The following is a 21,189-nucleotide window of genomic DNA, read 5'->3' as shown; positions in this document are numbered from 1 at the left end:
TATGGAGCCTGCACCCATGTCGAGAGTCCTGCTAGCGATCCTGCTCACCCTGTTGTTCACCCCGCTGGGCATCGCCCAGGTCGAGCAAGGCAGCAATTACCGACTGGCCTCGGGCGACATCATCCGCATCAGCGTGTTCGGCGAGCCTGACCTCAGCTTCGAGGAAATTCGCCTCAACGATGCCGGTACCTTCTCCTACCCCTTCCTGGGCGACGTGTATGCCGGCGGCCGTACCGCCGGGCAGATCGAACAGCATCTCGGCGAGCGCCTGCGCGACGGCTATCTGATCAACCCCCGCGTCAGTGTCAGCGTGGTCGCCTACCGGGAGTTCTACATCAGCGGCGAGGTACAGAAGCCCGGGGGCTACCCCTACCAGCCGGGCCTGACCCTGAACCGGGCCATCGCCCTGGCCGGCGGCCTCACCGAACGCGCCTCGCTCAAGCGGGTCACCATCGTGCGCGGCGACGGCGATCGGCGGGAGCGCGAACGCCCTGCCCTGGACACGCCGATCCTGCCCGGCGACACCATCACCATCGCTCAGGGGTTCTTCTGATGAACACGCTTCCGTCGCATGACACCCCGCGCCTGCCCTCGCCTGCCTTCGGCCCCGGTGAAGACGAGGACACCCTGGACCTGATGAAGCTGTGGAACATCCTCTGGCGTGCCAAGTGGATGATCGCCGGGCTGGTCCTGGCGGCCTGCGTCGCCACCCTGCTGGTGCTGCAACTGGTCACCCCGCAGTACAAGGCCACCGCCACCCTGGTGATCGCCGAGCGCAACCCGCAGGTGCTGGCCTTTCAGCAACTCTTCGAACCCGGCGTGAACACCAGCGAGTACCTGCAGACCCAGCTCGGCCTGCTGCATTCAAGGGCACTGGCCGAACGGGTGGTGAAACAGCTGGAGCTGACCCACCACCCGCTGTTCGCACCGGAAGCGCCGAGCGAGCCCTGGATCGACTGGCGCGCCTGGCTGCCCGCCTGGCTGATGCCGACAGAGCCGGAACAACCGGACGAAGCGGCACGGGTCCGCGAGGTGGTTCGTGCGCTCACCCCAACGATCAGCGCCCACTATGTCGGCAAGAGCCAGCTGATCGCAGTGAACGTCGAACTGCCGGACCCACACTTGGCAGCGAACGCCGCCAACGCCCTGGCCGAGGGGTTCATCGCCAGTCAGCTGGACAGCAACATGACGCGCTCGCTATCCGCCGCCGACTGGATGAACAAGCGTCTGCTGGAGCTGCAGGAAAACCTGCGTACCGCCGAGAATCGCCTGCAGACCTATCGCGAAGCCGAAGGGCTGGTCGACCTGGACGGCGTGTCGACCATCAGTGCCAACGAGCTGACCCTGACCGGCAGCAAGATGATCGATGCCCGCCGCGAACGCGCCGAAGCGCAGAGCCAGTATCGCCAGGTGCAGGCGCTCAACGGTGACCTGGAGCGCTTGGCCAGCGTGCCGGCCGTGCTCGGCCACCCGCTGATCCAGCAGTTCAAGGCCGACCGCGCGCGCGCCCAGGCCAAGGTGGACGAACTGTCGCGACGCTACGGCCCCAAGCACCCGGCGATGATTGCCGCCCACACCGAGCTGAATGCCGCCACCGCCAGCCTGCACACCCAGGTGCAGCAGGTGGTGGCGGGCATCGAGCGCAACTATCAGTTGGCCGAGGCCAACGAGCAGTCCCTGCGCCAGTCTTTCGACCTCAACAAGACCCAGATCCAGGACATTTCCCGCAAGGAGTTTCGCCTGCGCGAGCTGCAGCGCGAGGTGGACAGCAACCGGGTGCTGTATGAAACCTTCCTGGCGCGTCTCAAGGAGACTGCGGCCACCTCCGACATCAACTCGGCCAACGCCCAGGTGGTGGACCGCGCCATGGTGCCGATCCAGCCCAGCAAGCCACAGAAAGGCCTGGTCCTGGGCATCGCCGCGCTGGCCGCCAGCGTGCTGGGCATGGGCCTGGCCTTCCTGCGCGAAGCGCTGGACGACACCTTCCGCACCAGCGAGGACGTGGAAGCGCGAATCAACGTGCCGCTGCTGGGCGTCGTGCCGCTGGTGACCCGCAAGAGCCGCAACCGCATCGCCCACCTGTTCCGCCTCAACGAGGAGACGCGCTTCTGCGAGTCCATCCGTACCCTGCGCACCGGCCTGGTGCTGTCGGACATCGACCGGCCCCGGCAGATCGTGCTGGTCACCTCCACCCTGGCCAGCGAGGGCAAGAGCACGGTGGCGGTGAACCTGGCCTTCTCCATGTCGCACATCGAGCGGGTGCTGTTGATCGAGGCCGACCTGCGCAACCCGACCCTGGCCCGCAACTTCACCCTGCCGCCGAAGGCCCCCGGGCTGGCGGACCTGATCGCCGGTCACAGCCGCCTGGAAGACTGCGTGCGCACCGTGGGCAAGCTGACCATGCTGCCGGCCGGCACCGTTCCGTCCAACCCGCAGGAGTTGCTCTCCTCCCCGCGCCTGGCCAAGATCCTCCACGCCCTCAAGTCCCGCTACCAGCGCATCATCATCGACTCGCCGCCCAGCCAGGTGGTCAGCGATGCGCTGTTGCTGGCCAAGCTGAGCAACGCGCTGATCTACGTGATTCATGCGGAAAGCACGCCGATTCCGCTGGTGCAGAAAGGCCTTGGTCGCCTGTTGCGCAACAAGGCGCCGGTGATCGGCGTGGTGCTCAACCAGTACGACCTGACCAAGGCCGGACGCTACGGCAAGCCCTACGAGAGCTACGGCTACCTGTCCGCGTCCCTCTCCCAGGCGTCGCGCGGCTGATGGCCATGCAGGATTCGACCACGGCAACCAAGCGCCGAAGACCGCCGCTCGGCGTGGATGCCGCGCATCCCCTGCCCCTGGACAGCGGCCGGCCCGCTGCGCCGCTCGTCAACCGGCGCGGGCTGACCTTCTGGAGTCAATGGCTGGCCGCCATGCTGGTGCTGCATCTGCTGCTCTGGCAGCTCGCCGCACTGCATGCCGGGGCGTTTTCCGAGGACTACCGGCTGCTGGGCGCCCTGACCGTCCTCGGCTCGCCGTACTGCTACGGCCTGCTGCAGGTCTATCACAAGCGCCACACGCTGGCGCAGGGCCTGGGCCGCCTGATGGTCGCCTGGCTGTTGCTGGCCGGGGGACTGTTGGCGCTGCTTGAACTGGTTGGCCAGCTGGCGGATTTCTCCGCCGCCTTCCTGCGCGACTGGCTGCTCTTCGGCCTGGTCGTGCAGGCGTTGAGTCAGACGCTGCTGTATGGACTGTTTCGCCGCCTGGCCCGCCGCTTGCGCCGCGAACGACGCGCCGTGGTCGTCGGTTCCGGCCGGACCGCCCAGGCACTGGCCGATCAGTTGCGCAGCCGGCAGATCACCCTGCGCGGTCTGGTGACCTGCGATGCAACCGATGCGCCAGTGCCGGACCTGCGGCTGCTGGGCACCTTGGGAGAACTGGACGAGATCATCGAGCGAGAAGGCATTCGTCGCGTCTACCTGGCCTTGCCCCGGGAGCTACAGGGACGTATCGAAGGACTGTACCGGGAATTGCTGAACCTGCCGGTGGACGTGATCTGGGTGCCGGACCTGACCCACCTGCCGCTGCTCAATCCGTCCTATTCGGCCATCGGCCCGCTGCCGGCGCTGTATCTCAACGAAACCCTGGCCAGCTCCCATCCGGCCGCCAGCCTGGCCAAGACGCTGATGGAGCGCTGCCTGGCGGCCCTGGCGCTGGTACCCCTCGCCCCGCTGCTGCTGACCATCGCCGTGGCGGTGAAACTGTCCTCGCCGGGCCCGGTGCTGTTCCGCCAGCAACGCCACGGCTGGAACGGCCGGATCATCGAAATCTGGAAGTTCCGCACCATGTACCAGCATCCGGACGATCAGGTGCGCCAGGCCAGCCGGCATGATCCACGGGTGACGCCGGTCGGGCGATTGCTGCGGCGCACCTCGCTGGACGAGTTGCCGCAGCTGTACAACGTGCTGCGCGGCGACATGGCCCTGGTGGGGCCGCGCCCCCACGCCGTGCTGCACAACCTCTACTACTGCGAGCGCATCCAGGCCTACGCGGCCCGGCACCGCATCAAGCCGGGCATCACCGGCCTCGCCCAGGTCAACGGCCACCGCGGCGAAACCGAGACGCTGGAGAAGATGCAGCAGCGGGTCGCCGCCGACCTGGCCTACATCAATCGCTGGTCGTTCTGGCTGGACCTGAAGATTCTCTGCAAGACGCCCTTCACCCTGCTGTCCAGGGACATCTACTGAGCATGGGAATGCATGGAGATTGCATATGCCGATGATCCGTATGGCGGTCATGGAAAGCTTCTCGGAGCAGTTGCTGAACGGCGACCAGGCGTTTTCCTTCATCAACTTCGCTTCGATTGGCCGGCTGTTTCAGGATGCCGGCCAGGATCAGGAAAGCCTGCACTACTTCTGTGATGGCATGCTGATGTCCAATTTCATGTCGCGGCTCACCGGCCAGCACATCAGTCGAGTCAGCTTCGACTTCACCTCCATCGCCCCGGTGGTGTTCCTGCACGCCGAGCAGCACCGCAAACGGGTGTTCCTGCTCGGCGCCACGCCCCGCGAGCTGGGCGGTTTCATCCGCAAGATGAAGACCCGCTATCCGCAACTGATCATCGCCGGGCGGGAACACGGCTACTTCCGCCGCGACGAGACGGACAAGGTGGTGCAGGCGGTGCTCGACAGCCGTTGCGACATTCTCATCGTCGGGCTGGGCGCCGGCCGCCAGGAGGACTTCATCCGCCAGGTCAAACGCGGGGGATTCGCCGGCGTGGCCTTTTCCTGCGGCGCATTCATCCGCCAGGAAGCCATGGCCCAGGGCGCCTACTACCCGTCGCTGATCAACCGCCTCAACCTGCGCGCCCTGTACCGCATGTACCGTGAGCCGCACACCATCCTGCGCTACCTGCTGGTCTACCCGGCCAATTTCCTGCGCCTGAACTACCTGCTGGTGCGCCGACGGCTGGAAATACACATCACACCCGCTCGCAAGAAAAATGCGCATCCTGTTCATTCATAAGGACTTTCCCATGGACGGCGGCATCGAACAGGTGCATCGCCGGCTGGCCGCGCAGTTCACGCGCGACGGCCACGAGGTCGGCTTCTTCGTGATGAACGGCGACCCCGTGCCCGGCTGGCCCGCCGTCGGCGGCGCGGGCGGCGCCCTGCGCCTGCGCCGGGTGCTCCGCCAGGGCGTCACCCACCTGATCGCCGCCAAGGAACAGGCCAACCTGTGCGCCTGGCTGGCCACCCGGGGCACCGACTGCCGGGTGATCTACAGCCGCCACGCCACGCTGGAATGCACCGGTCAGCGGCTCGGCCCGCGCCTGCTGGGCTGGCTCTACTCCCTGTACCTGCTCGGCGGCGGGCGGGCGGTGGCGGTGTCCGAGCCGCTCGCCGGGGCGCTATCGCGGCGCCTGCTCTGGCGCCAGGAGCGCCTGCACAACTGCCCGAACGCGGTGATCGGCGACGAGCTGCAGGAACTGGCCAACCAGCCGCCGCCCTGCCCCGTGCCGGAAAGCTACCTGCTGGCGGTGGGCCGCCTGGCACCGGAAAAGGGCTTCGATGTGCTGCTCGAAGCCTACGCCCTGGCCAGCCGGCAAGCGCCGCTGCCGGCGCTGGTCATCGTCGGCGCCGGGCCCGAGAGCGACGCTCTGCAGGCCCTGGCGGCCCGCCTGGACATCGCCTCCCGGGTGCGGTTCACCGGCTTTCTGCGCAATCCCTACCCGCTGTTTCGCGGCGCCCGGCTGTTCGTGCTCAGCTCGCGCCACGAAGGCATGCCCACCGTGCTGATCGAGGCCCTCGCCTTGCAGGTGCCGGTGGTGGCCAGCGACTGCGAAACCGGCCCGCGCGAGCTGCTGGAGAACGGGCGCCTCGGCGTGCTGGTGCGCCCGGACGATCCTCACGCCCTGGCCGAGGGGCTGCGGCGCGGGCTGGAATGGACGCCGCCCCGGGCGGACACGAGCGTGCGCCGCTTCCACGGCCGCCAGGCCGCCCAGGCCTACTACCGGGTGTGGAACCTGTGAGCCGGCGCATCCTGTTCATCCTGCACAACCTGCACGGCGGCGGCGCCGAGAAGATGCTCGCGCGGCTGGCCAGCAGCCTGTGCGAGGAGTACCGGGTGACGGTGCTGACCCTCACCGAAGGCGGCGTCCACGAGGCGCTGCTGGCCCCCGGTGTGCGCCGGGTGTGCCTGGAAAGTCCGCGCACCGCCCGCGCGCTGCCCGCCCTGGCGCGGTTCCTGCGCCGCGAGCGCTTCGACGCCATGCTCGCCGCGCTGACCCATGTGAACGTGCTGGCCATCGGCGCCGCCGCGGTGTCCGGCAGCCTGGTGCGCCTGCATGTCAGCGAGCGCAATGCCTTCTCTCTGGACCGCGCCGTCAATCCCGCCCGCAGCGTGCGCGCCGCCTATGCCCTGGCGCCCTGGTTGTATCGGCTGATTCCCAATCCGGTGATCTGCGTGTCGCAGGGCGTCGCGCAGGATCTGCTGCGCCACCCGGCGCTGCGCCCGGAGGATCTGGTCACCGCCGACAACCCGGTGCTGGATGACGACTATCTGTCCCGCGCGCCGTCCGCTCCGCGCCACGCCTGGCTGCGCCACAAAGAGGGGCGCGTGCTGGTGGCCGTGGGCCGCCTGGCGCCGCAGAAGGGCTTCGACATCCTCATCGAGGCACTGGTGCGATTGCCGGAGGACGTGCGCCTGGTGATCCTCGGCGAAGGCCCGCAGCGCGCCGCGCTCCAGCAACAGGCCAGCCGGCTGGGGGTCGCCGGACGCCTCGACCTGCCTGGCTACTGCGCTGACCCGCAGGCGGAGATCGCCGCCGCCGACTGCTTCGTGCTGGCCTCCCGTTTCGAGGGCAGTCCCAATGCCCTGGTGGAAGCCCTGGCCACCGGCGTGCCGGTGGTGGCCACGAACTGTCCCTACGGCCCGGAGGAGATTCTCGACCGGGGACTCGTCGCGCCCCTGGTCCCCGTGGAGGATGCCAAGACCCTGGCTCGCACGGTGGCGCAGGTTCTGGCCAGCAACCCCGAGGCGGAGCGCAGCCTCCGGCAACAGGCCGCGGCCCGTTTCACCCGCAGTGCGGCGGCGCGCAGCTACCTGCGGGTGCTGCTACCGGAGGGCAGAACATGAAAACCCTCGAGGTGCGCTATTCCAGCTTGCGGCTCGCCTTCCTGATGTTCGGGCTGCTGTTCTACCTGAAAGCGTTCGATTTCCTGATCGCCCTGATGATCGGGCGCCGTGGCCTGAGCATGGACCGGGAGCTGGAAGGCAATCCGGTCAATCAGGTCTGCGGGCTGATCACCCTGCTGGTGCCAGCCTGGCTGTTCATTCGCCAGCGAATCTTCCAGCGCCGCAGCGTCTACCGGGACAACCTGGTGCTGCTGCTGTTCCTGGGCTGCGTGCTGCTCTCGGTGTTCTGGTCCTACGAACCCGGACTGAGTTTCCGGCGTTTCGTGGCGCTGCTGGGGGTGGTGTTCTTCGCCGGCTTCGCCGTCTACAACTACCCCCTGGAACGCCTGGCGCTGCTCATCGGTTGCACCATCGGCTTCTTGTCGCTGCTCGGTCTGGTGTTCGCGCTGGTTTCCCCCGAGCTGGTGTTCTACGCCGACGGCGCCCGTGCCGGGGCCTTTCGCGGCGTGTTCGGCGAGAAGAACGCCGCCGCGCGCATCAACGCCGTGGCCATCCTGTTGCTGCTGCCGGCCATCCGCCGGCGCAACCGCTGGGCGCTGCTCGCCGGCTTCTTCGCCCTAGTGGCCATCGCCCTGGGGCGCTCCGCCACAGGCCTGGTGCTGGTCTGTGCCGGCGTGGCCAGCTACTGGTATTTCCTGACCCTGATCCGCCTGCGCCTGCACCGCTCGCGCTCCGTGCTGGTGACCAGCACCCTGGTCTACCTGCTGATCTGCCTGGCGCTGTACGCCAACTACCACCTGTTCCTCGATCTGCTCGGTCGCGACAGCTCCCTCACCGACCGCACGCAGATCTGGGCCCTGCTGACCCCGTCCATCGAGGACGAGTTGCTGCGCGGCTATGGCTTCGGCGCTTTCTGGGCCAGCTCGGCGGCGGATTTCTTCCTGCGCCGCTGGGGCTACATCGGCAACGCCCACAGCGGGTATCTGGAAACCCTGCTCAACGGCGGGCTGATCCAGTTGATCGCCCTGGCGCTGCTGTTCGCCGCCGCCCTGTACAAGCACTTCAATGCCCTGCAGCAGCGCATCGCGGTGGCACAGCACGCCAGCGCGCTGGTCATCATCGGGGTGTTCATCCTCTCCAACTACGTGGCGTATGTGGTGCCCAACCACCGCTCCGGCGAGTTCCTGGTGTTCTGTGTGCTGGCCCTGTCCCTGCGCCCCGCCCGGGCGGTCGCGGCCCCGCACCCATCCATCCCTCACTGGAGGCCCTCGCCATGAACGATTGCTCGGTGTGCGTGATCATCCCGCTCTACAACGCCGTCGACACCATCGGTCAGGCTCTGGATTCATTGGCGGCCCAGACCCGTCGGCCCGACCGGGTCATCGTGGTGGACGATGGCTCCACCGACGGCGGCCCGGAGCGGGTCGAACACTATCCCGCGCCCTTCCCGCTCACGCTGATCCGCCAAGCGAACCAGGGGCCGGCCGCGGCGCGCAATCGCGGCATCTTCCAGGCCAGCGAACGCCTGCTGGCCTTCCTGGATGCCGATGACTACTGGCTGCCCGGCAAGCTGGAAAAACAGCTGGAACGCTTCACGCGTCTCCGCGCATTGGGGCGACGGGTCGGTCTGGTCGACTGCTTCGGCATGAGCCTGTTCGACGATGGCCGGCAGATCCCCTTCGCCTGGTGCAAGGCCGGCTGGCATTTTCGCGACTTCCAGCAGCACAACGTCATCAACGGCACCTCCTCGGTGCTGATGGAGCGTGAGCTGGCCACCCGCTTCGGCGGCTTCGACGCGCGCATCCGCTTCGCCGAGGACCGCTGGCTGTGGACGCAGGTGGCCGAGCGGGCGGAAATTCACACGGTGCCGGAGGTGCTGTATCACCGCCTGGTCGGCGCGGACAACATCACCGCCCAGCCGGAGCGCCACTACCCGCACAAACTGCGCTTCGTCGAACTGTACCTGGAGCGTTACGGCGCGCAGATGAGCCCGCGCGAGCGGACGGATTTCATTCTCGCCAACCAGACGGAATTCCTCGAAGCCTTTTCCCGCAAGGGGCAGCAGCGGCTGGTCATCCAGGTGTTCGAGCAGATGCTGCGCGTGTCCTGGCGTGCCCTGTTGTTCTCCCGGGGCAAGCCCGCGCTGCGCTACGCCTATGCCCGCGCCACCCACTGGCGCGGTGCCGGGGAGCACCCGATTTGATCCGGGAACGCCTGACCCGGCTGGCCTGGATCTTCTCGGAGAAATTTGGGCTGATCCTGCTGTCCATGCTGTCCTTCTTCGTGTTCGCCCACCTGTTGACCCCGGAAGAACTCGGCGTCGGCGTGCTGATCATCGTCATCGTCGAGCTGGTGGGCCTGCTGTTCAGCTCGCTGATCGAAGATCCGCTGGTGCGACAGCCGCAGGTAACGCCCCGCCAGCGCGCCACGGCCTTCTGGGCCTGCGTGGTGGCCGGGCTGGGTTCGCTCGGGGTGATCAGCCTGGGCGGCCTGGTTGTCAGCGACGACGCCGTGGTGCGCGCCATGGTGCTGGTGGCGGCATCCAAGGTGCTGGCGACCCTGATGGCGCGCATCTACGTGGCGGAGATGCGGCGCAGCGGCAACTTCCGCCTGCTGGCCTCGCGCACCCTGCTCGGCAAGGTGCTCGGGGGGCTGGGTGGCATTCTGGTTGCGTTGCAGGGTGGCGGAGCCTGGGCGCTGATCGTGCAGGCACTGATCATGGAGCTGGTGTCCCTGCTGATGCTGATGCGCAACGACCCGCGCCGCCTGCCGCTGGTGTTCGATCGGCCCTGGCTGGCCGGCGTGCTCGTGGCCGGCCTGCCCATTGCCATCAACACCCTGTGCGGGCAACTGCTGCAGCGCGGGGCCAGCGTGGTGCTGGGGCTCACCGTGGGCGTGCAGGCGGTGGGCCAGTTCAATTTCGCCCTGCGCATCATCGAACTGCCGCGCACGGCGGTCCACAACGGCCTGGCCAGCTATGCGCTGCCCGCGTTCGCCCGGCGCGTCGAACAGCCGGCACGCCTGTGGTCGCTGTTCGGCGCCGTAAGCAGCCTGACCGGTTTCCTGCTGACCCCCTGCTATATCGGCCTGGCGCTCACCGCCGAGGACCTGGTGCTGCTGGTGTTCGGCACCAAGTGGCTGGCCGCCGTGCCGACGCTGCAGGTGCTGGCCGTCATGGCCGCGCTGGCCAACACCGCCCTGCATGCGCAAAGCCTGCTGGTCGCGGTGAGCCGTATCCAGACCGTGGTGCGCGCCGAAGTGGTCACCACGTTGCTGGCACTGGCCCTGCTCGGCCTGCTCGGCGAGCCGCTGGGCGCGCTGGCTGGCGGGCTGGCCATGCTGGCGCGCACCCTGCTGATCGTGCCGATCCATGTCGCCGCCCTGCGCCGCAGCATCGGTTTCGGCGCCCTCGACTGGCTGCTGACCAACTACCGCAGCCTGCTCGCCACCCTGCTGATGAGCATCGCCGTGCTGTATTTCTCGACCCACAGCACCCTGGGCGGCTACGCCCACTGGCTCGCGGACATCTGCGTCGGCGCCCTGGCCTACGCCCTCGCCTACTCGCTGCTGCACCCGCGCTGGTGGCCGGACTTCAAGGGCATGCTGGCGATGCGCTGACGGGTTCGACATTTATCGCCCTCGACTTGACCGGCGCCGGGCACTGATCGAATACTGTACTCATATACAGTATTCGAGTTTCACGCATGTCCTCTGTCGTCGCCCTCGATCGCCTGCTCGACACGCGCCGCGTCTGGCGCGGCCAGGCCATCATCGCCTCCTCCTCCGCCAGCCAGCCGACCGGGCATGCCGCGCTGGACGCCGCCCTGCCCGGCGGCGGCTGGCCGGACGCCGCGCTGAGCGAGATCCTCAGCGCCGCCATCGGCGTCGGCGAGCTGCGCCTGCTGTGGCCCACCCTGGCGCGCCTCACCGCCGCCGGCGAGCGGGTGGTGCTGGTCGAGCCACCCCATATCCCCTATCCGCACGCCTGGCTGGCGGCCGGCGTCGACCTGCGTCACCTGAGCATCGTGCGGGCAACCGGCCGCGATGCCCTGTGGGCCGTCGAGCAGTGCCTGCGCTCGGGTTGTTGCGCTGCGGTGCTGTGCTGGCCGAAACAGGCGGACGACCGCGCCCTGCGTCGCCTGCAGGTCGCCGCCGAAACCGGCCAGACCCTGGCCTTCGCCTACCGTCCGCTGCAGGAAGCGGCCAATCCCTCGCCCGCCGCCCTGCGCCTGGCGGTGGACGCCCGCGAGGTGCGCGTGCTCAAGTGTCGCGGCGGCCTGGCCCCGGCCCGGCCGATCGCCACAGCCGCCTTCGCCATTGGCGGCGGGTGCTGAGGCCGCCATGCGCTGGGCCTGCATCCTGTTCCCGCAACTGGCCATGGATGGCGTGTTGCGCCAACGGAGCGACGCGGACGCACCGCTGGCCCTGTTGACCGGTCCGGCGCAGCGACGCCGGATCCAGGCGGTCAACCCGGCGGCGCGCGCCCTGGGCCTGAAGCCTGGCCAGTCGCTAACCGCCGCCCAGGCGCTCTGCCAGAACTTCGCCACGGCCGAATACGATCCGGCGGCGATTGAGCGCTGGCAGCAGCTGCTGGCCGCCTGGGGCTACCGCTTCAGCGCCCAGGTGAGCCTGCACTATCCGCGCTGCCTGCTGCTGGAGGTGCAATCCTCCCTCGGCCTGTTCGGCCCCTGGCCGCGCTTCGAGGCGCGCCTGCGTGAGGAACTGACCGCCCTGGGCTTCCAGCACCGCATCACCGTGGCGCCCAATCCCGCCGCCGCGCGCGTATTGGCCAATGCGCACGATGGATTGGCGGTGGACGACGCTACGCTGCCTCAGGCGCTGGCTCCGTTGCCGGTGGAGCGCCTCGGCTTTTCCCGCGAGGCGTCCAGCGCCTTTGCCCGCATGGGCGTGCGCAGCCTGGCGCAGGTTCTTGCCCTGCCCCGCGATGGTTTGGCCAAACGCTTCCCTGCCGAGGTGCTGATTCAGCTCGACACGCTGCTCGGCCAGCGCCCGCTGGCCCTGGCCTTCTACCGGCCGCCGGATCGGTTCGAGGCGCGTATCGAGCTGAACTTCGAGGTCGAGTCGCATCAGGCGCTGCTCTTCCCGCTGCGCCGCCTGACCGCCGACCTGGCCGCCTACCTGGCGGGGCGCGACAGCGGCGTGCAGCGTTTCGTCCTGCATCTGGAGCACCGCAACCGCCCCGCCAGTCAGGTGCCGGTCGGCCTGCTGAGCGCCGAGCGCGAGGCCGCCATGCTCTTCGAACTGACCCGGGGCCGCCTGGAGCAGCAGCAACTGCCGGAAGCGGTGCTGGCCGTGCGTCTGGTCGCGCGGGATCTGCCGCCGTTCGTGCCGGAACACCAGGTGTTGTTCGAGGAACGCCCGCAGCAATCGCTGCCCTGGGAACAGCTGCGCGAGCGCCTGCGCGCCCGCCTGGGTGACGACGCCGTGCAGGGCCTCGGCGCCCGCGCCGACCATCGTCCCGAGCAGGCCTGGAGCAGCCAGTCCGCCGACGTGCCGCTGCCGCCCTGCGGCCCCCGCCCCGGCTGGCTGCTGAGCGAGCCGCAACCCCTGCGCGAAGGCAGCGTGCAGGTGATTTCCGGCCCGGAGCGTATCGAGTCCGGCTGGTGGGACGGCGGCGATGTGCGCCGCGACTACTATCGGGTCGAAACCCGCGCCGGCCAGCGCGGCTGGGCCTTCCAGACGGTCGGCGGCGACGGGCCGCTGCTGCTGCATGGCTGGTTCGCATGAGCGCCTACGCCGAACTGCACTGCCTGTCGCACTTCAGCTTCCAGCGCGGCGCCTCCAGCGCCTCGGAGCTGTTCGCGCGCGCCGCGCGGCTCGGCTACCGCGCCCTGGCGATCACCGACGAATGCAGCCTGGCCGGCATCGTGCGCGCCTGGCAGGCGGCGAAGGAGCACGCGCTGCCGCTGATCGTCGGCAGCGAGATGCGTATCGAGGACGGTCCGAAACTGGTCCTGCTGGCCGAGAACCTGGCCGGCTACCAGGCACTCTGCCGGCTGATCACCCAGGCCAGGCGCCGCGCCGACAAGGGCCGCTATCGCCTGTTGCGCGAGGACTTCGACATACCGCTCGACGGGCTGCTGGCCATCTGGCTGGCGGAGGATGGCGCCGGCCACGCCTGGCTGAGCGCGCGGTTTTCGCAACGGCTGTGGCTGGGCATCGAACTGCAGCGGGGTCCGGACGATGCCGCACGGTTAACGCACCGGCTGGCGATCGCCCGCTCCCACGGCCTGCCGGCGGTGGCCTGCGGCGACGTGCACATGCACGCCCGCGGACGCCGCGCCCTGCAGGACTGCATGACCGCCATCCGCCATCACCTGCCGGTGAGCGAGGCCGGCGCCCATCTGTTCCCCAATGGTGAACGCCACCTGCGCCGCCGCGAGGAGCTGGCCGAGCTCTACCCGCCCGAGCTGCTCGCCGAAACCCTGCGCATCGCCGAGCGCTGCAGCTTCGACCTCGGCCAGTTGCGCTACCAGTACCCGCAGGAACTGGTTCCCCCGGGGCACGACGCGACCGGCTGGCTGCGCGAGCTGGTCGACCAGGGGGCCCGCACGCGCTGGCCGCACGGCGTGCCGGACAAGGCCCGGGCGCTGATCGAGCATGAACTGGTGCTGATCGCCGAGCTGAAGTACGAGAGCTACTTCCTCACCGTACACGACATCGTCCGCTGGGCCCGCGAGCGGGGCATTCTCTGTCAGGGGCGCGGTTCGGCGGCCAACTCGACGGTATGTTTCGCGCTGGGCATCACCGAACTGGATCCGTCGCACAGCCGGCTGCTGTTCGAGCGCTTCCTGTCCCGCGAGCGCAACGAGCCGCCGGACATCGACGTCGACTTCGAGCACGAGCGCCGCGAGGAAGTCATCCAGTACATCTTTCGCCGCTATGGCCGCGAGCGCGCCGCGCTCACCGCGGTGGTCAGCACCTACCATGGCGCCGGCGCGGTGCGCGACGTGGCCAAGGCCCTCGGCCTGCCACCGGATCAGGTCAACGCCCTGGCCGACTGCTGCGGGCGCTGGAGCGACAAGCCACCCTCCGCCGAACGCCTGCTCGAGGCCGGTTTCGATCCGGAAAATCCCCTGCTGCGCCGGGTGCTGGCGCTGACCGGCGAGCTGATCGGCTTCCCCCGGCACCTGTCGCAGCATCCCGGCGGTTTCGTCATCTCCCAGGAGCCGCTGGCCAGCCTGGTGCCGGTGGAGAACGCCAGCATGGCCGAGCGGACGGTGATCCAGTGGGACAAGGACGACCTGGACCTGGTCGGCCTGCTCAAGGTCGACGTGCTGGCCCTGGGCATGCTCAGCGCGCTGCGCCGCTGCTTCGACCTGATCGAACACTATCGCGGCACGCGCTGGACCCTGGCCAGCCTGCCCCAGGAAGACCCGGCGACTTACGCCATGATCAGCCGCGCCGACACCATCGGCGTGTTCCAGATCGAGTCGCGGGCGCAGATGGCCATGCTGCCGCGCCTGCGCCCGCAGACCTTCTACGACCTGGTGATCCAGGTGGCCATCGTGCGCCCCGGGCCGATCCAGGGCGACATGGTCCATCCCTACCTGCGCCGGCGCAACGGCGAGGAGCCGGTACTCTATCCCTCCGACGAACTGGTGCCGGTCTTCGAGCGCACCCTCGGCGTGCCGCTGTTCCAGGAACAGGTCATGGAGCTGGCGATGGTCGCCGCTGACTACACCCCGGGCGAGGCCGACGAACTGCGCCGCAGCATGGCCGCCTGGAAACGCCACGGCGGCCTCGAAAAACACCGCGAGCGCCTGAGCTCGCGGATGCTCGCCAAGCAGTACACGCCCGAATTCATCGCGCGCATCTTCGAGCAGATCAAGGGCTTCGGCAGTTACGGCTTTCCCGAGTCCCACGCGGCCAGCTTCGCGCTGCTCTCCTACGCCAGCAGCTGGCTGAAATGCCACGAACCGGCCGCCTTCGCCTGCGCGCTGATCAACAGCTGGCCGATGGGCTTCTACAGCCCCGACCAGGTGCTGCAGGACGCCCGTCGGCATGGCATCGAGGTGCGCCCGGTCGATGTGCGCCACAGCGACTGGGATTGCGCCCTGGAGGATGCCGGCGGTCCGCAGCCGGCGATCCGCCTGGGGCTGCGGATGATTCGCGGCTTTCGCCAGGCCGATGCGCAGCGAATCGAGACGGCGCGCCCGTTTGCCTGTGTCGAAGACCTGATCCTGCGCGCCGGCCTGGACGCCCGCGCCCGCGAGCATCTGGCCGATGCCGGCGCCTTGCACGGCCTCGCCGGCCATCGTCACCGGGCGCGCTGGGCCGTGGCCGGCGTGGAGCCGCAGCTGCCGCTGTTCGCCGGCCTGACGGCCCGCGTGGAACCCCCGGTGAGCCTGCCGCCGCCCACGGTCAGCGAGGAACTGTTCACCGATTACGCGACCCTGGGCACCACCCTCGGCCCGCACCCGCTGGCGCTGCTGCGCCGCCAGCTCGAGAGCATGCGCTGTCGCAGCTCGCGCGAACTGCGCGACGCCGAACCCGGCCGCCCGCTCAGCGTCGCCGGTCTGGTCATCGGCCGCCAACGCCCGCAGACCGCCAGCGGCGTGATCTTCGTGACCCTGGAGGACGAATTCGGACTGGTGAACGTGATCGTCTGGCACGACCTGGCCGAACGCCAACGCCGGGTGCTGGTGCAGTCGCAGATGCTGCGCATCGACGGCCATCTGGAAGCGGCGGATGGCATCCGCCATGTCATCGCCGGGCGGCTGACGGACCTCACCCCGCTACTGACGGGGCTGGACGTGCGGAGTCGGGATTTTCAGTGAACGCTGTCGCCCTTCGGCAAGGCTGATCAGGAGGGCAGGTAGATACGTACTTGCATGGGGTGCAAGGGGTCGAGTGTTCAAAAGGAAGCACCTCCCGGACGGGAGGGAGGGAGGGCATCCACCAATCGATCCGCTCGGTTACGCACCCCCAGCCTAGGTCAACGACCTTTCCTGACGAACATAAAAAAACCCAACCATCTGACGATGGTTGGGTTTTTGGATTTTGGTCGGGACGGAGTGATTCGAACACTCGACCCCTTGCACCCCATGCAAGTGCGCTACCAGGCTGCGCTACGCCCCGACATTACTACCAGCCTCGCTGGAAGTGGTGCGCACTATATAGTAAGCATCTGATAAACGGAAGCTTTTTTTGCCGGCCGTGATTATCTTCGTAGAACCCGCAGCACATCTTCCAGCTCGCTGAGAGTCTGGCGGATCAGCTGGCGTGTTTGCGTGGTGTCGTCGATGGCTTCCTGACCCGAAAGCTTCTGTCGGGCGCCACTGATGGTGAAGCCCTGGTCATAAAGGAGGGAGCGAATCTGGCGGATGACCAGCACATCCTGGCGCTGGTAGTAACGGCGATTGCCCCGCCGCTTCATCGGGCTGAGCTGGGAAAATTCCTGTTCCCAGTAGCGCAGGACATGGGGCTTGACGGCGCAAAGGTCGCTGGCTTCGCCAATGGTGAAGTAGCGTTTGCCCGGAATGGGCGGCAGGTCGTCCGTGCCGCCTTTAGGATTTGCTTCCGGCATAGGTTTCAACCCTGGCCTTGAGCTTCTGGCCCGGGCGGAAGGTCACCACACGGCGCGCCGTGATGGGGATCTCCTCGCCCGTTTTCGGGTTTCTCCCGGGGCGCTGACGTTTGTCGCGCAAATCGAAGTTGCCGAACCCGGACAGTTTGACCTGTTCGTTCTGCTCAAGGGCCTGACGAATTTCCTCAAAGAACAGCTCGACCAATTCCTTGGCCTCTCGCTTGTTCAGGCCCAGCTCTTCATACAGACGTTCAGCCATTTCAGCTTTCGTCAGAGCCCCCATACGCTACATCCTTAACGTGGCGTTGAACCTTTCTCCCAGCGAGGTGAGGATAGTCTGGGTTGCGGCACTCACCTCATCGTCATTAAGAGTGCGCGAAGGATGCTGCCAGGTCAAGCCGACCGCCAGGCTTTTACGAAGCGGATCAATGCCTTTGCCCTGATAGACGTCAAACAGCTTGAGATCCGTCAGGTAATCCCCTGCGCTCTCTCGAATACAGCTCAGAAGCTCCTCGGCCGGCGTGTCGCGATCCACCAGCAGCGCCAGGTCGCGACGCACTTCCGGGAAGCGCGACAGCTCACTGAATACAGGCAGCTTGCCTTCAGCCAGACCGGCCAGTTGCAGTTCGAAGAGGAACAGCGGCTGCTCGATGCCCAGCTCGGTGGCCAGCTGCGGATGAATGGCACCCATGTGACCGACGGTGCGTCCTTCCCTTTCGATGCGCGCGCACTGTCCAGGATGCAGTGCCGGATGCTCACCGGCGACGAAACGGAAGGCCCCCGCATCGCCTGCGGCAGCCAGCAGCGCTTCAACATCCCCCTTGAGGTCGTAGAAGTCCACGCTCTCGCGCCCATGACTCCAGGATTCGGTGAGACGGTTGCCAGTGATCACACCCGCCAGCATGGACTCCTGCCGGAGTTCGGCGAGCTGACCCACGAATCGCAGACCGCTTTCGAACAGGCGCACGCGATTCTGCTGACGGTTGAGGTTATGCAGCACCGCCTTGACCAGGCCCGGCCACAGCGAGGCGCGCATGGCGGCCATATCGGCGGAGATCGGGTTGGCCAGCAGCAGCGGGCTCGCCTCGGGATTGAACTGGGCGAACAGCTTGGGATCGATGAAGCTGTAGGTGATGGCTTCCTGATAACCCCGGGCGACCAGCAAGCGGCGCAGCGCCGGCAGTTCGGCCTGGGCTTCTGCCCGTGCCTGGGGAGCCAGGCGCGCCTGCGGATAGCGGACCGGCAGGCGATCATAACCGTAGAGGCGACCCAGCTCCTCGATGAGATCAACTTCCAAGGCGATGTCGAAACGATGGCTGGGAATGCGAACTTCCCATACACCCTCACCCTTGGCGCTCACACCCAAGCCCAGCGCGTTAAGCAGGCGCTCCACAAGCGCAGCTTCCAATTCGAGACCCAGCATCTGGGTAATGCGATCGTTGCGCAGGGTTACAGCTTCACGGCTGGGCAGATCGGCCGCGCTGACAGCCTCGACGACCGGGCCGGCTTCGCCGCCGACGATTTCCAACAGCAGCGAAGTGGCGCGCTCCATGGCCTGACGGGCCAGTTCGAAATCCACGCCGCGTTCGAAGCGATGGGACGCGTCGGTGTGCAAGCCATAGCCACGCGCCTTGCCGGCCAGGGCAATCGGATCGAAGAACGCCGACTCCAGGAACAGGTCGCGGGTCTGCGCACTCACACCGCTGTGTTCGCCGCCCATCACACCGGCAATGGCCAGCGGACGTTCGTGGTCGGCGATCACCAGGGTGTCCGCCGTCAGCGTGGCTTCCTGGCCGTCCAGCAGAACCAGCTTCTCGCCCTGCTCCGCCATACGCACCCGGATGCCGCCGCGAATCTCGGCCAGATCGAAGGCGTGCATGGGCTGGCCGAGTTCCAGCATCACGTAGTTGGTGACGTCGACGGCCGGATCGATGCTGCGAATATCGGAGCGACGCAGGCGCTCGACCATCCACAGCGGCGTCGAACGACTCAGGTCGACGTTGCGGATGACACGCCCCAGGTAGCGCGGACAGGCCTGCGGGGCCAGCAGCTCCACCGGACGGGTTTCATCGTGGGCAGGCGCCACCGACTGGATCGCCACCGGCTTCACGTCGCTGCCGTAGATGGCACCCACTTCGCGGGCCAAGCCAGCCAGGGACAGACAGTCACCACGGTTGGGGGTCAGGCCGATCTCGATGACCACGTCATCCAGACCCAGATACTCGCGGATATCCATGCCAAGCGGAGCATCGGCAGCCAGCTCCATCAGGCCGCTGTTATCTTCGCTGACCTTCAGCTCGGAGGCCGAGCAGAGCATGCCGAAGGATTCCACACCCCGCAGCTTGGCTTTCTTGATCTTGAAATCGTCGCCCAGCTCGGCGCCAATCATCGCAAAGGGAATCCGGATGCCGGCACGGGCATTGGGCGCACCGCAGACCACCTGGAAGGTTTCGCTGCCGTTGCTGACCTGGCAGACACGCAGCTTGTCGGCATCGGGATGCTGCTCGGCGCTGAGAATCTCGCCCACCACCACACCGTGGAAGGCACCAGCCACCGGAGTGACGCTGTCGACTTCCAGACCCACCATGGACAGCTTGGCCACCAGCGCGTCGCGATCGACTGCGGGGTTGGTCCAGCTGCGCAGCCACTGTTCACTGAATTTCATCTTCTGTTCTCTCCTGTTCGGTTCGTGTCGGACGCGGGCCTAGCGGAATTGCGCCAGGAACCTCAGGTCGTTGTCGAAGAACAGGCGCAAGTCATTGACGCCATAACGCAGCATGGCCAGACGCTCCACACCCATGCCGAACGCAAAGCCCTGGAACTCCTCGGGATCGATTCCAGACATGCGCAGCACGTTCGGGTGCACCATGCCGCAACCCATCACCTCCAGCCAGCCGGTCTGCTTGCAGACGCGGCAGCCCTTGCCCGAGCACATCACGCACTGCATATCGACTTCGGCGGAGGGCTCGGTGAACGGGAAGAACGAGGGGCGGAAACGCACGCCCAGCGGCTTCTCGAAGAACACCCGCAGGAACTCCTCAATAGTGCCCTTCAGGTCGGCGAAGCTGATGCCCTTGTCGATCAGCAGACCCTCGACCTGGTGGAACATCGGCGAGTGGGTGATATCCGAATCGCACCGGTACACACGTCCCGGGCAGACGATGCGGATCGGCGGCTTCTGGCTTTCCATGGTGCGCACCTGCACCGGCGAGGTATGGGTGCGCAGCAGCATGTTGGCGTTGAAGTAGAAGGTATCGTGCATGGCCCGGGCCGGGTGGTGGCCGGGAATGTTGAGCGCTTCGAAGTTGTGGTAGTCATCCTCGACTTCCGGCCCCTCGGCCACGCTGTAGCCGATATGGGTGAAGAACTGCTCGATGCGCTCCTTGGTACGGGTGACCGGGTGCAGGCCACCGGACACCTGCCCCCGACCGGGCAGCGTCACATCGATACGCTCGGCGGCCAGCTTGGCCTGCAGGGCGGATGCTTCCAGATCGGCCTTGCGTGCAGCCAGTGCACCCTGTACCTGGTCGCGGGCGGCGTTGATCAGTGCGCCGGCCTTGGGACGCTCTTCCGCTGAGAGCTTGCCCAGAGTCTGCATCATCTGGGTGATCTCGCCCTTCTTGCCGAGGTATTGCACCCGGATCTGTTCGAGGGCGTTGACGTCTACGCTGCCTTGCACGGCCTCCAGCGCTTGGGCGACCAGTGCATCGAGATTTTCCATTTACATCCTCCCGAGGATCTTGCAGAACCACCCGGGTCGCGCCATCGCGGCACAGGCGTTTTTGCAAGAGCCCCTTCCAATACAAAATAGGGGAAGAGCCTAAGGCTCTTCCCCTATCGTTGACGCTTCGCTCCGGACAAGTCCGGCATTGCCGGGGAAGTTAGGCCAGAGTGGCTTTGGCTTTCTCGACGATCGCGGCGAAGGCGGTCTTTTCGTTCACTGCCAGATCGGCCAGAACCTTGCGGTCGATCTCGATGGCCGCTTTTTTCAGGCCAGCGATCAGACGGCTGTAGGACAGACCGTTCAGACGAGCACCGGCGTTGATACGAGCGATCCACAGAGCGCGGAACTGACGCTTCCGCTGACGACGGTCACGGTAGGCGTACTGGCCTGCCTTGATCACCGCCTGCTTGGCAACGCGGAACACGCGCGAGCGTGCGCCGTAGTAGCCCTTGGCGAGCTTCAGAATCTTCTTGTGACGAGCACGGGCGATGACGCCACGCTTAACACGAGCCATGAGTAAAGTCCTCTAGATATCTTGACCGGATTAACGAACGCGCAGCATGCGCTCGACCTTCGCCTTGTCAGACGGGTGCATCAGCGAAGTGCCCCGCAGCTGACGCTTACGCTTGGTCGTCATCTTGGTCAGGATGTGGCTCTTGAAAGCGTGCTTGTGCTTGAAGCCGTTTGCGGTCGGCTTGAAGCGCTTCTTGGCACCACTCTTGGTTTTCATCTTTGGCATGTTCGGTACTCCGTAGCTGAGTGCTTACAAATAACTGCAAGGCCTGCCAGTGCC

The 21,189-nt window shown here is 67.0% G+C and carries 18 protein-coding genes and 1 tRNA gene; 12 read left to right on the top strand and 7 right to left on the bottom strand.

All coding sequences use genetic code 11. The annotated features are described in order from the left end of the window. The first annotated feature begins 16 nt into the window (after positions 1–16). The 12 genes from VL129_RS15380 to VL129_RS15325 all read left to right on the top strand — a co-directional run bounded on the left by VL129_RS15380 (position 17) and on the right by VL129_RS15325 (position 15,923). The gene (locus tag VL129_RS15380; RefSeq protein WP_325414219.1) at positions 17–553 is read left to right on the top strand and encodes a polysaccharide biosynthesis/export family protein; all 537 of its coding nucleotides are present in this window, start codon (positions 17–19) and stop codon (positions 551–553) included. Beyond that, positions 553–2,766 carry a GumC family protein gene (locus tag VL129_RS15375; RefSeq protein ID WP_325414217.1) on the top strand — a complete coding sequence of 738 codons (2,214 nt, stop codon included), beginning with the start codon at positions 553–555 and terminating at the stop codon, positions 2,764–2,766. The genes VL129_RS15380 and VL129_RS15375 overlap by 1 nt, the downstream gene beginning before the upstream one ends. A gap of 152 nt (positions 2,767–2,918) precedes the next feature. After that, entirely contained in the window at positions 2,919–4,232 is a 1,314-nt protein-coding gene (locus tag VL129_RS15370) for an undecaprenyl-phosphate glucose phosphotransferase (RefSeq protein ID WP_325414436.1), read from the top strand. Positions 4,233–4,257: 25 nt separating this feature from the next. After that, positions 4,258–5,010: a WecB/TagA/CpsF family glycosyltransferase gene (locus VL129_RS15365; RefSeq protein ID WP_325414215.1), complete on the top strand. Its 753-nt coding sequence runs from the start codon at positions 4,258–4,260 to the stop codon at positions 5,008–5,010. A gap of 10 nt (positions 5,011–5,020) precedes the next feature. After that, positions 5,021–6,016 carry a glycosyltransferase gene (locus tag VL129_RS15360; protein WP_325414213.1) on the top strand — a complete coding sequence of 332 codons (996 nt, stop codon included), beginning with the start codon at positions 5,021–5,023 and terminating at the stop codon, positions 6,014–6,016. Continuing rightward, positions 6,013–7,122 (top strand): glycosyltransferase, encoded by a 1,110-nt coding sequence (locus VL129_RS15355; RefSeq protein ID WP_325414211.1) that lies wholly within the window; start codon positions 6,013–6,015, stop codon positions 7,120–7,122. Before VL129_RS15360 ends, VL129_RS15355 begins: the two co-directional genes overlap by 4 nt. Beyond that, a complete protein-coding gene (locus VL129_RS15350) occupies positions 7,119–8,399 on the top strand; it encodes an O-antigen ligase family protein (protein ID WP_325414209.1) in 1,281 nt (426 codons plus the stop codon). The genes VL129_RS15355 and VL129_RS15350 overlap by 4 nt, the downstream gene beginning before the upstream one ends. Next, complete coding sequence (locus VL129_RS15345) at positions 8,396–9,325, top strand: glycosyltransferase family 2 protein (protein ID WP_325414207.1); 930 nt, start codon at positions 8,396–8,398, stop codon at positions 9,323–9,325. The genes VL129_RS15350 and VL129_RS15345 overlap by 4 nt, the downstream gene beginning before the upstream one ends. Beyond that, a complete protein-coding gene (locus tag VL129_RS15340; RefSeq protein ID WP_325414205.1) occupies positions 9,322–10,740 on the top strand; it encodes an oligosaccharide flippase family protein in 1,419 nt (472 codons plus the stop codon). The genes VL129_RS15345 and VL129_RS15340 overlap by 4 nt, the downstream gene beginning before the upstream one ends. Before the next feature lie 86 nt (positions 10,741–10,826). Then, positions 10,827–11,456 (top strand): translesion DNA synthesis-associated protein ImuA, encoded by a 630-nt coding sequence (imuA, locus tag VL129_RS15335; RefSeq protein WP_325414203.1) that lies wholly within the window; start codon positions 10,827–10,829, stop codon positions 11,454–11,456. A 7-nt stretch (positions 11,457–11,463) separates the two neighbouring features. Further along, positions 11,464–12,870: a Y-family DNA polymerase gene (locus tag VL129_RS15330; RefSeq protein ID WP_325414201.1), complete on the top strand. Its 1,407-nt coding sequence runs from the start codon at positions 11,464–11,466 to the stop codon at positions 12,868–12,870. Further along, positions 12,867–15,923: an error-prone DNA polymerase gene (locus tag VL129_RS15325; RefSeq protein WP_325414199.1), complete on the top strand. Its 3,057-nt coding sequence runs from the start codon at positions 12,867–12,869 to the stop codon at positions 15,921–15,923. The genes VL129_RS15330 and VL129_RS15325 overlap by 4 nt, the downstream gene beginning before the upstream one ends. A 224-nt stretch (positions 15,924–16,147) precedes the next feature. Here VL129_RS15325 and VL129_RS15320 read toward each other — a convergent pair. The 7 genes from VL129_RS15320 to rpmI form a co-directional block, all read right to left on the bottom strand. Next, positions 16,148–16,224, bottom strand: a tRNA-Pro gene (locus VL129_RS15320). A gap of 82 nt (positions 16,225–16,306) precedes the next feature. Beyond that, positions 16,307–16,672, bottom strand: a complete 366-nt coding sequence (locus tag VL129_RS15315) for a MerR family transcriptional regulator (protein ID WP_325414197.1) — start codon at positions 16,670–16,672, stop codon at positions 16,307–16,309. Beyond that, a complete protein-coding gene (gene ihfA, locus VL129_RS15310; RefSeq protein WP_027591532.1) occupies positions 16,653–16,955 on the bottom strand; it encodes an integration host factor subunit alpha in 303 nt (100 codons plus the stop codon). Before ihfA ends, VL129_RS15315 begins: the two co-directional genes overlap by 20 nt. A gap of 3 nt (positions 16,956–16,958) precedes the next feature. Next, positions 16,959–19,337: a phenylalanine--tRNA ligase subunit beta gene (gene pheT / locus VL129_RS15305; RefSeq protein WP_325414194.1), complete on the bottom strand. Its 2,379-nt coding sequence runs from the start codon at positions 19,335–19,337 to the stop codon at positions 16,959–16,961. A 39-nt stretch (positions 19,338–19,376) separates the two neighbouring features. Next, on the bottom strand, positions 19,377–20,393 hold the full coding sequence (pheS, locus tag VL129_RS15300; protein ID WP_325414193.1) for a phenylalanine--tRNA ligase subunit alpha: 1,017 nt from the start codon (positions 20,391–20,393) through the stop codon (positions 19,377–19,379). Between the two features lie 160 nt (positions 20,394–20,553). Beyond that, positions 20,554–20,910, bottom strand: coding sequence for a 50S ribosomal protein L20 (gene rplT, locus VL129_RS15295; protein ID WP_325414191.1), 357 nt, complete (start codon positions 20,908–20,910; stop codon positions 20,554–20,556). A 30-nt stretch (positions 20,911–20,940) separates the two neighbouring features. After that, complete coding sequence (gene rpmI, locus VL129_RS15290) at positions 20,941–21,135, bottom strand: 50S ribosomal protein L35 (RefSeq protein ID WP_027591536.1); 195 nt, start codon at positions 21,133–21,135, stop codon at positions 20,941–20,943. Between the last annotated feature and the right edge of the window lie 54 nt (positions 21,136–21,189).

The organism is Pseudomonas sp., from assembly GCF_035497915.1.
GTDB lineage: Bacteria > Pseudomonadota > Gammaproteobacteria > Pseudomonadales > Pseudomonadaceae > Serpens.
The sequence above is the reverse complement of the archived record's forward strand: the minus strand, read 5'-3'. Positions and strand labels throughout refer to the sequence as shown.

Coding starts and splice junctions, on each gene's coding strand:
- VL129_RS15315 (WP_325414197.1), bottom strand. CDS start 16,672: ATGCCGGAAGCAAATCCTAAAGGCGGCACGGACGACCTGCCGCCCATT.
- pheS (WP_325414193.1), bottom strand. CDS start 20,393: ATGGAAAATCTCGATGCACTGGTCGCCCAAGCGCTGGAGGCCGTGCAA.
- VL129_RS15380 (WP_325414219.1), top strand. CDS start 17: ATGTCGAGAGTCCTGCTAGCGATCCTGCTCACCCTGTTGTTCACCCCG.
- rplT (WP_325414191.1), bottom strand. CDS start 20,910: ATGGCTCGTGTTAAGCGTGGCGTCATCGCCCGTGCTCGTCACAAGAAG.
- VL129_RS15375 (WP_325414217.1), top strand. CDS start 553: ATGAACACGCTTCCGTCGCATGACACCCCGCGCCTGCCCTCGCCTGCC.
- ihfA (WP_027591532.1), bottom strand. CDS start 16,955: ATGGGGGCTCTGACGAAAGCTGAAATGGCTGAACGTCTGTATGAAGAG.
- VL129_RS15345 (WP_325414207.1), top strand. CDS start 8,396: ATGAACGATTGCTCGGTGTGCGTGATCATCCCGCTCTACAACGCCGTC.
- VL129_RS15360 (WP_325414213.1), top strand. CDS start 5,021: ATGGACGGCGGCATCGAACAGGTGCATCGCCGGCTGGCCGCGCAGTTC.
- rpmI (WP_027591536.1), bottom strand. CDS start 21,135: ATGCCAAAGATGAAAACCAAGAGTGGTGCCAAGAAGCGCTTCAAGCCG.
- pheT (WP_325414194.1), bottom strand. CDS start 19,337: ATGAAATTCAGTGAACAGTGGCTGCGCAGCTGGACCAACCCCGCAGTC.
- VL129_RS15370 (WP_325414436.1), top strand. CDS start 2,919: ATGCTGGTGCTGCATCTGCTGCTCTGGCAGCTCGCCGCACTGCATGCC.
- VL129_RS15330 (WP_325414201.1), top strand. CDS start 11,464: ATGCGCTGGGCCTGCATCCTGTTCCCGCAACTGGCCATGGATGGCGTG.
- VL129_RS15350 (WP_325414209.1), top strand. CDS start 7,119: ATGAAAACCCTCGAGGTGCGCTATTCCAGCTTGCGGCTCGCCTTCCTG.
- VL129_RS15325 (WP_325414199.1), top strand. CDS start 12,867: ATGAGCGCCTACGCCGAACTGCACTGCCTGTCGCACTTCAGCTTCCAG.
- imuA (WP_325414203.1), top strand. CDS start 10,827: ATGTCCTCTGTCGTCGCCCTCGATCGCCTGCTCGACACGCGCCGCGTC.
- VL129_RS15365 (WP_325414215.1), top strand. CDS start 4,258: ATGCCGATGATCCGTATGGCGGTCATGGAAAGCTTCTCGGAGCAGTTG.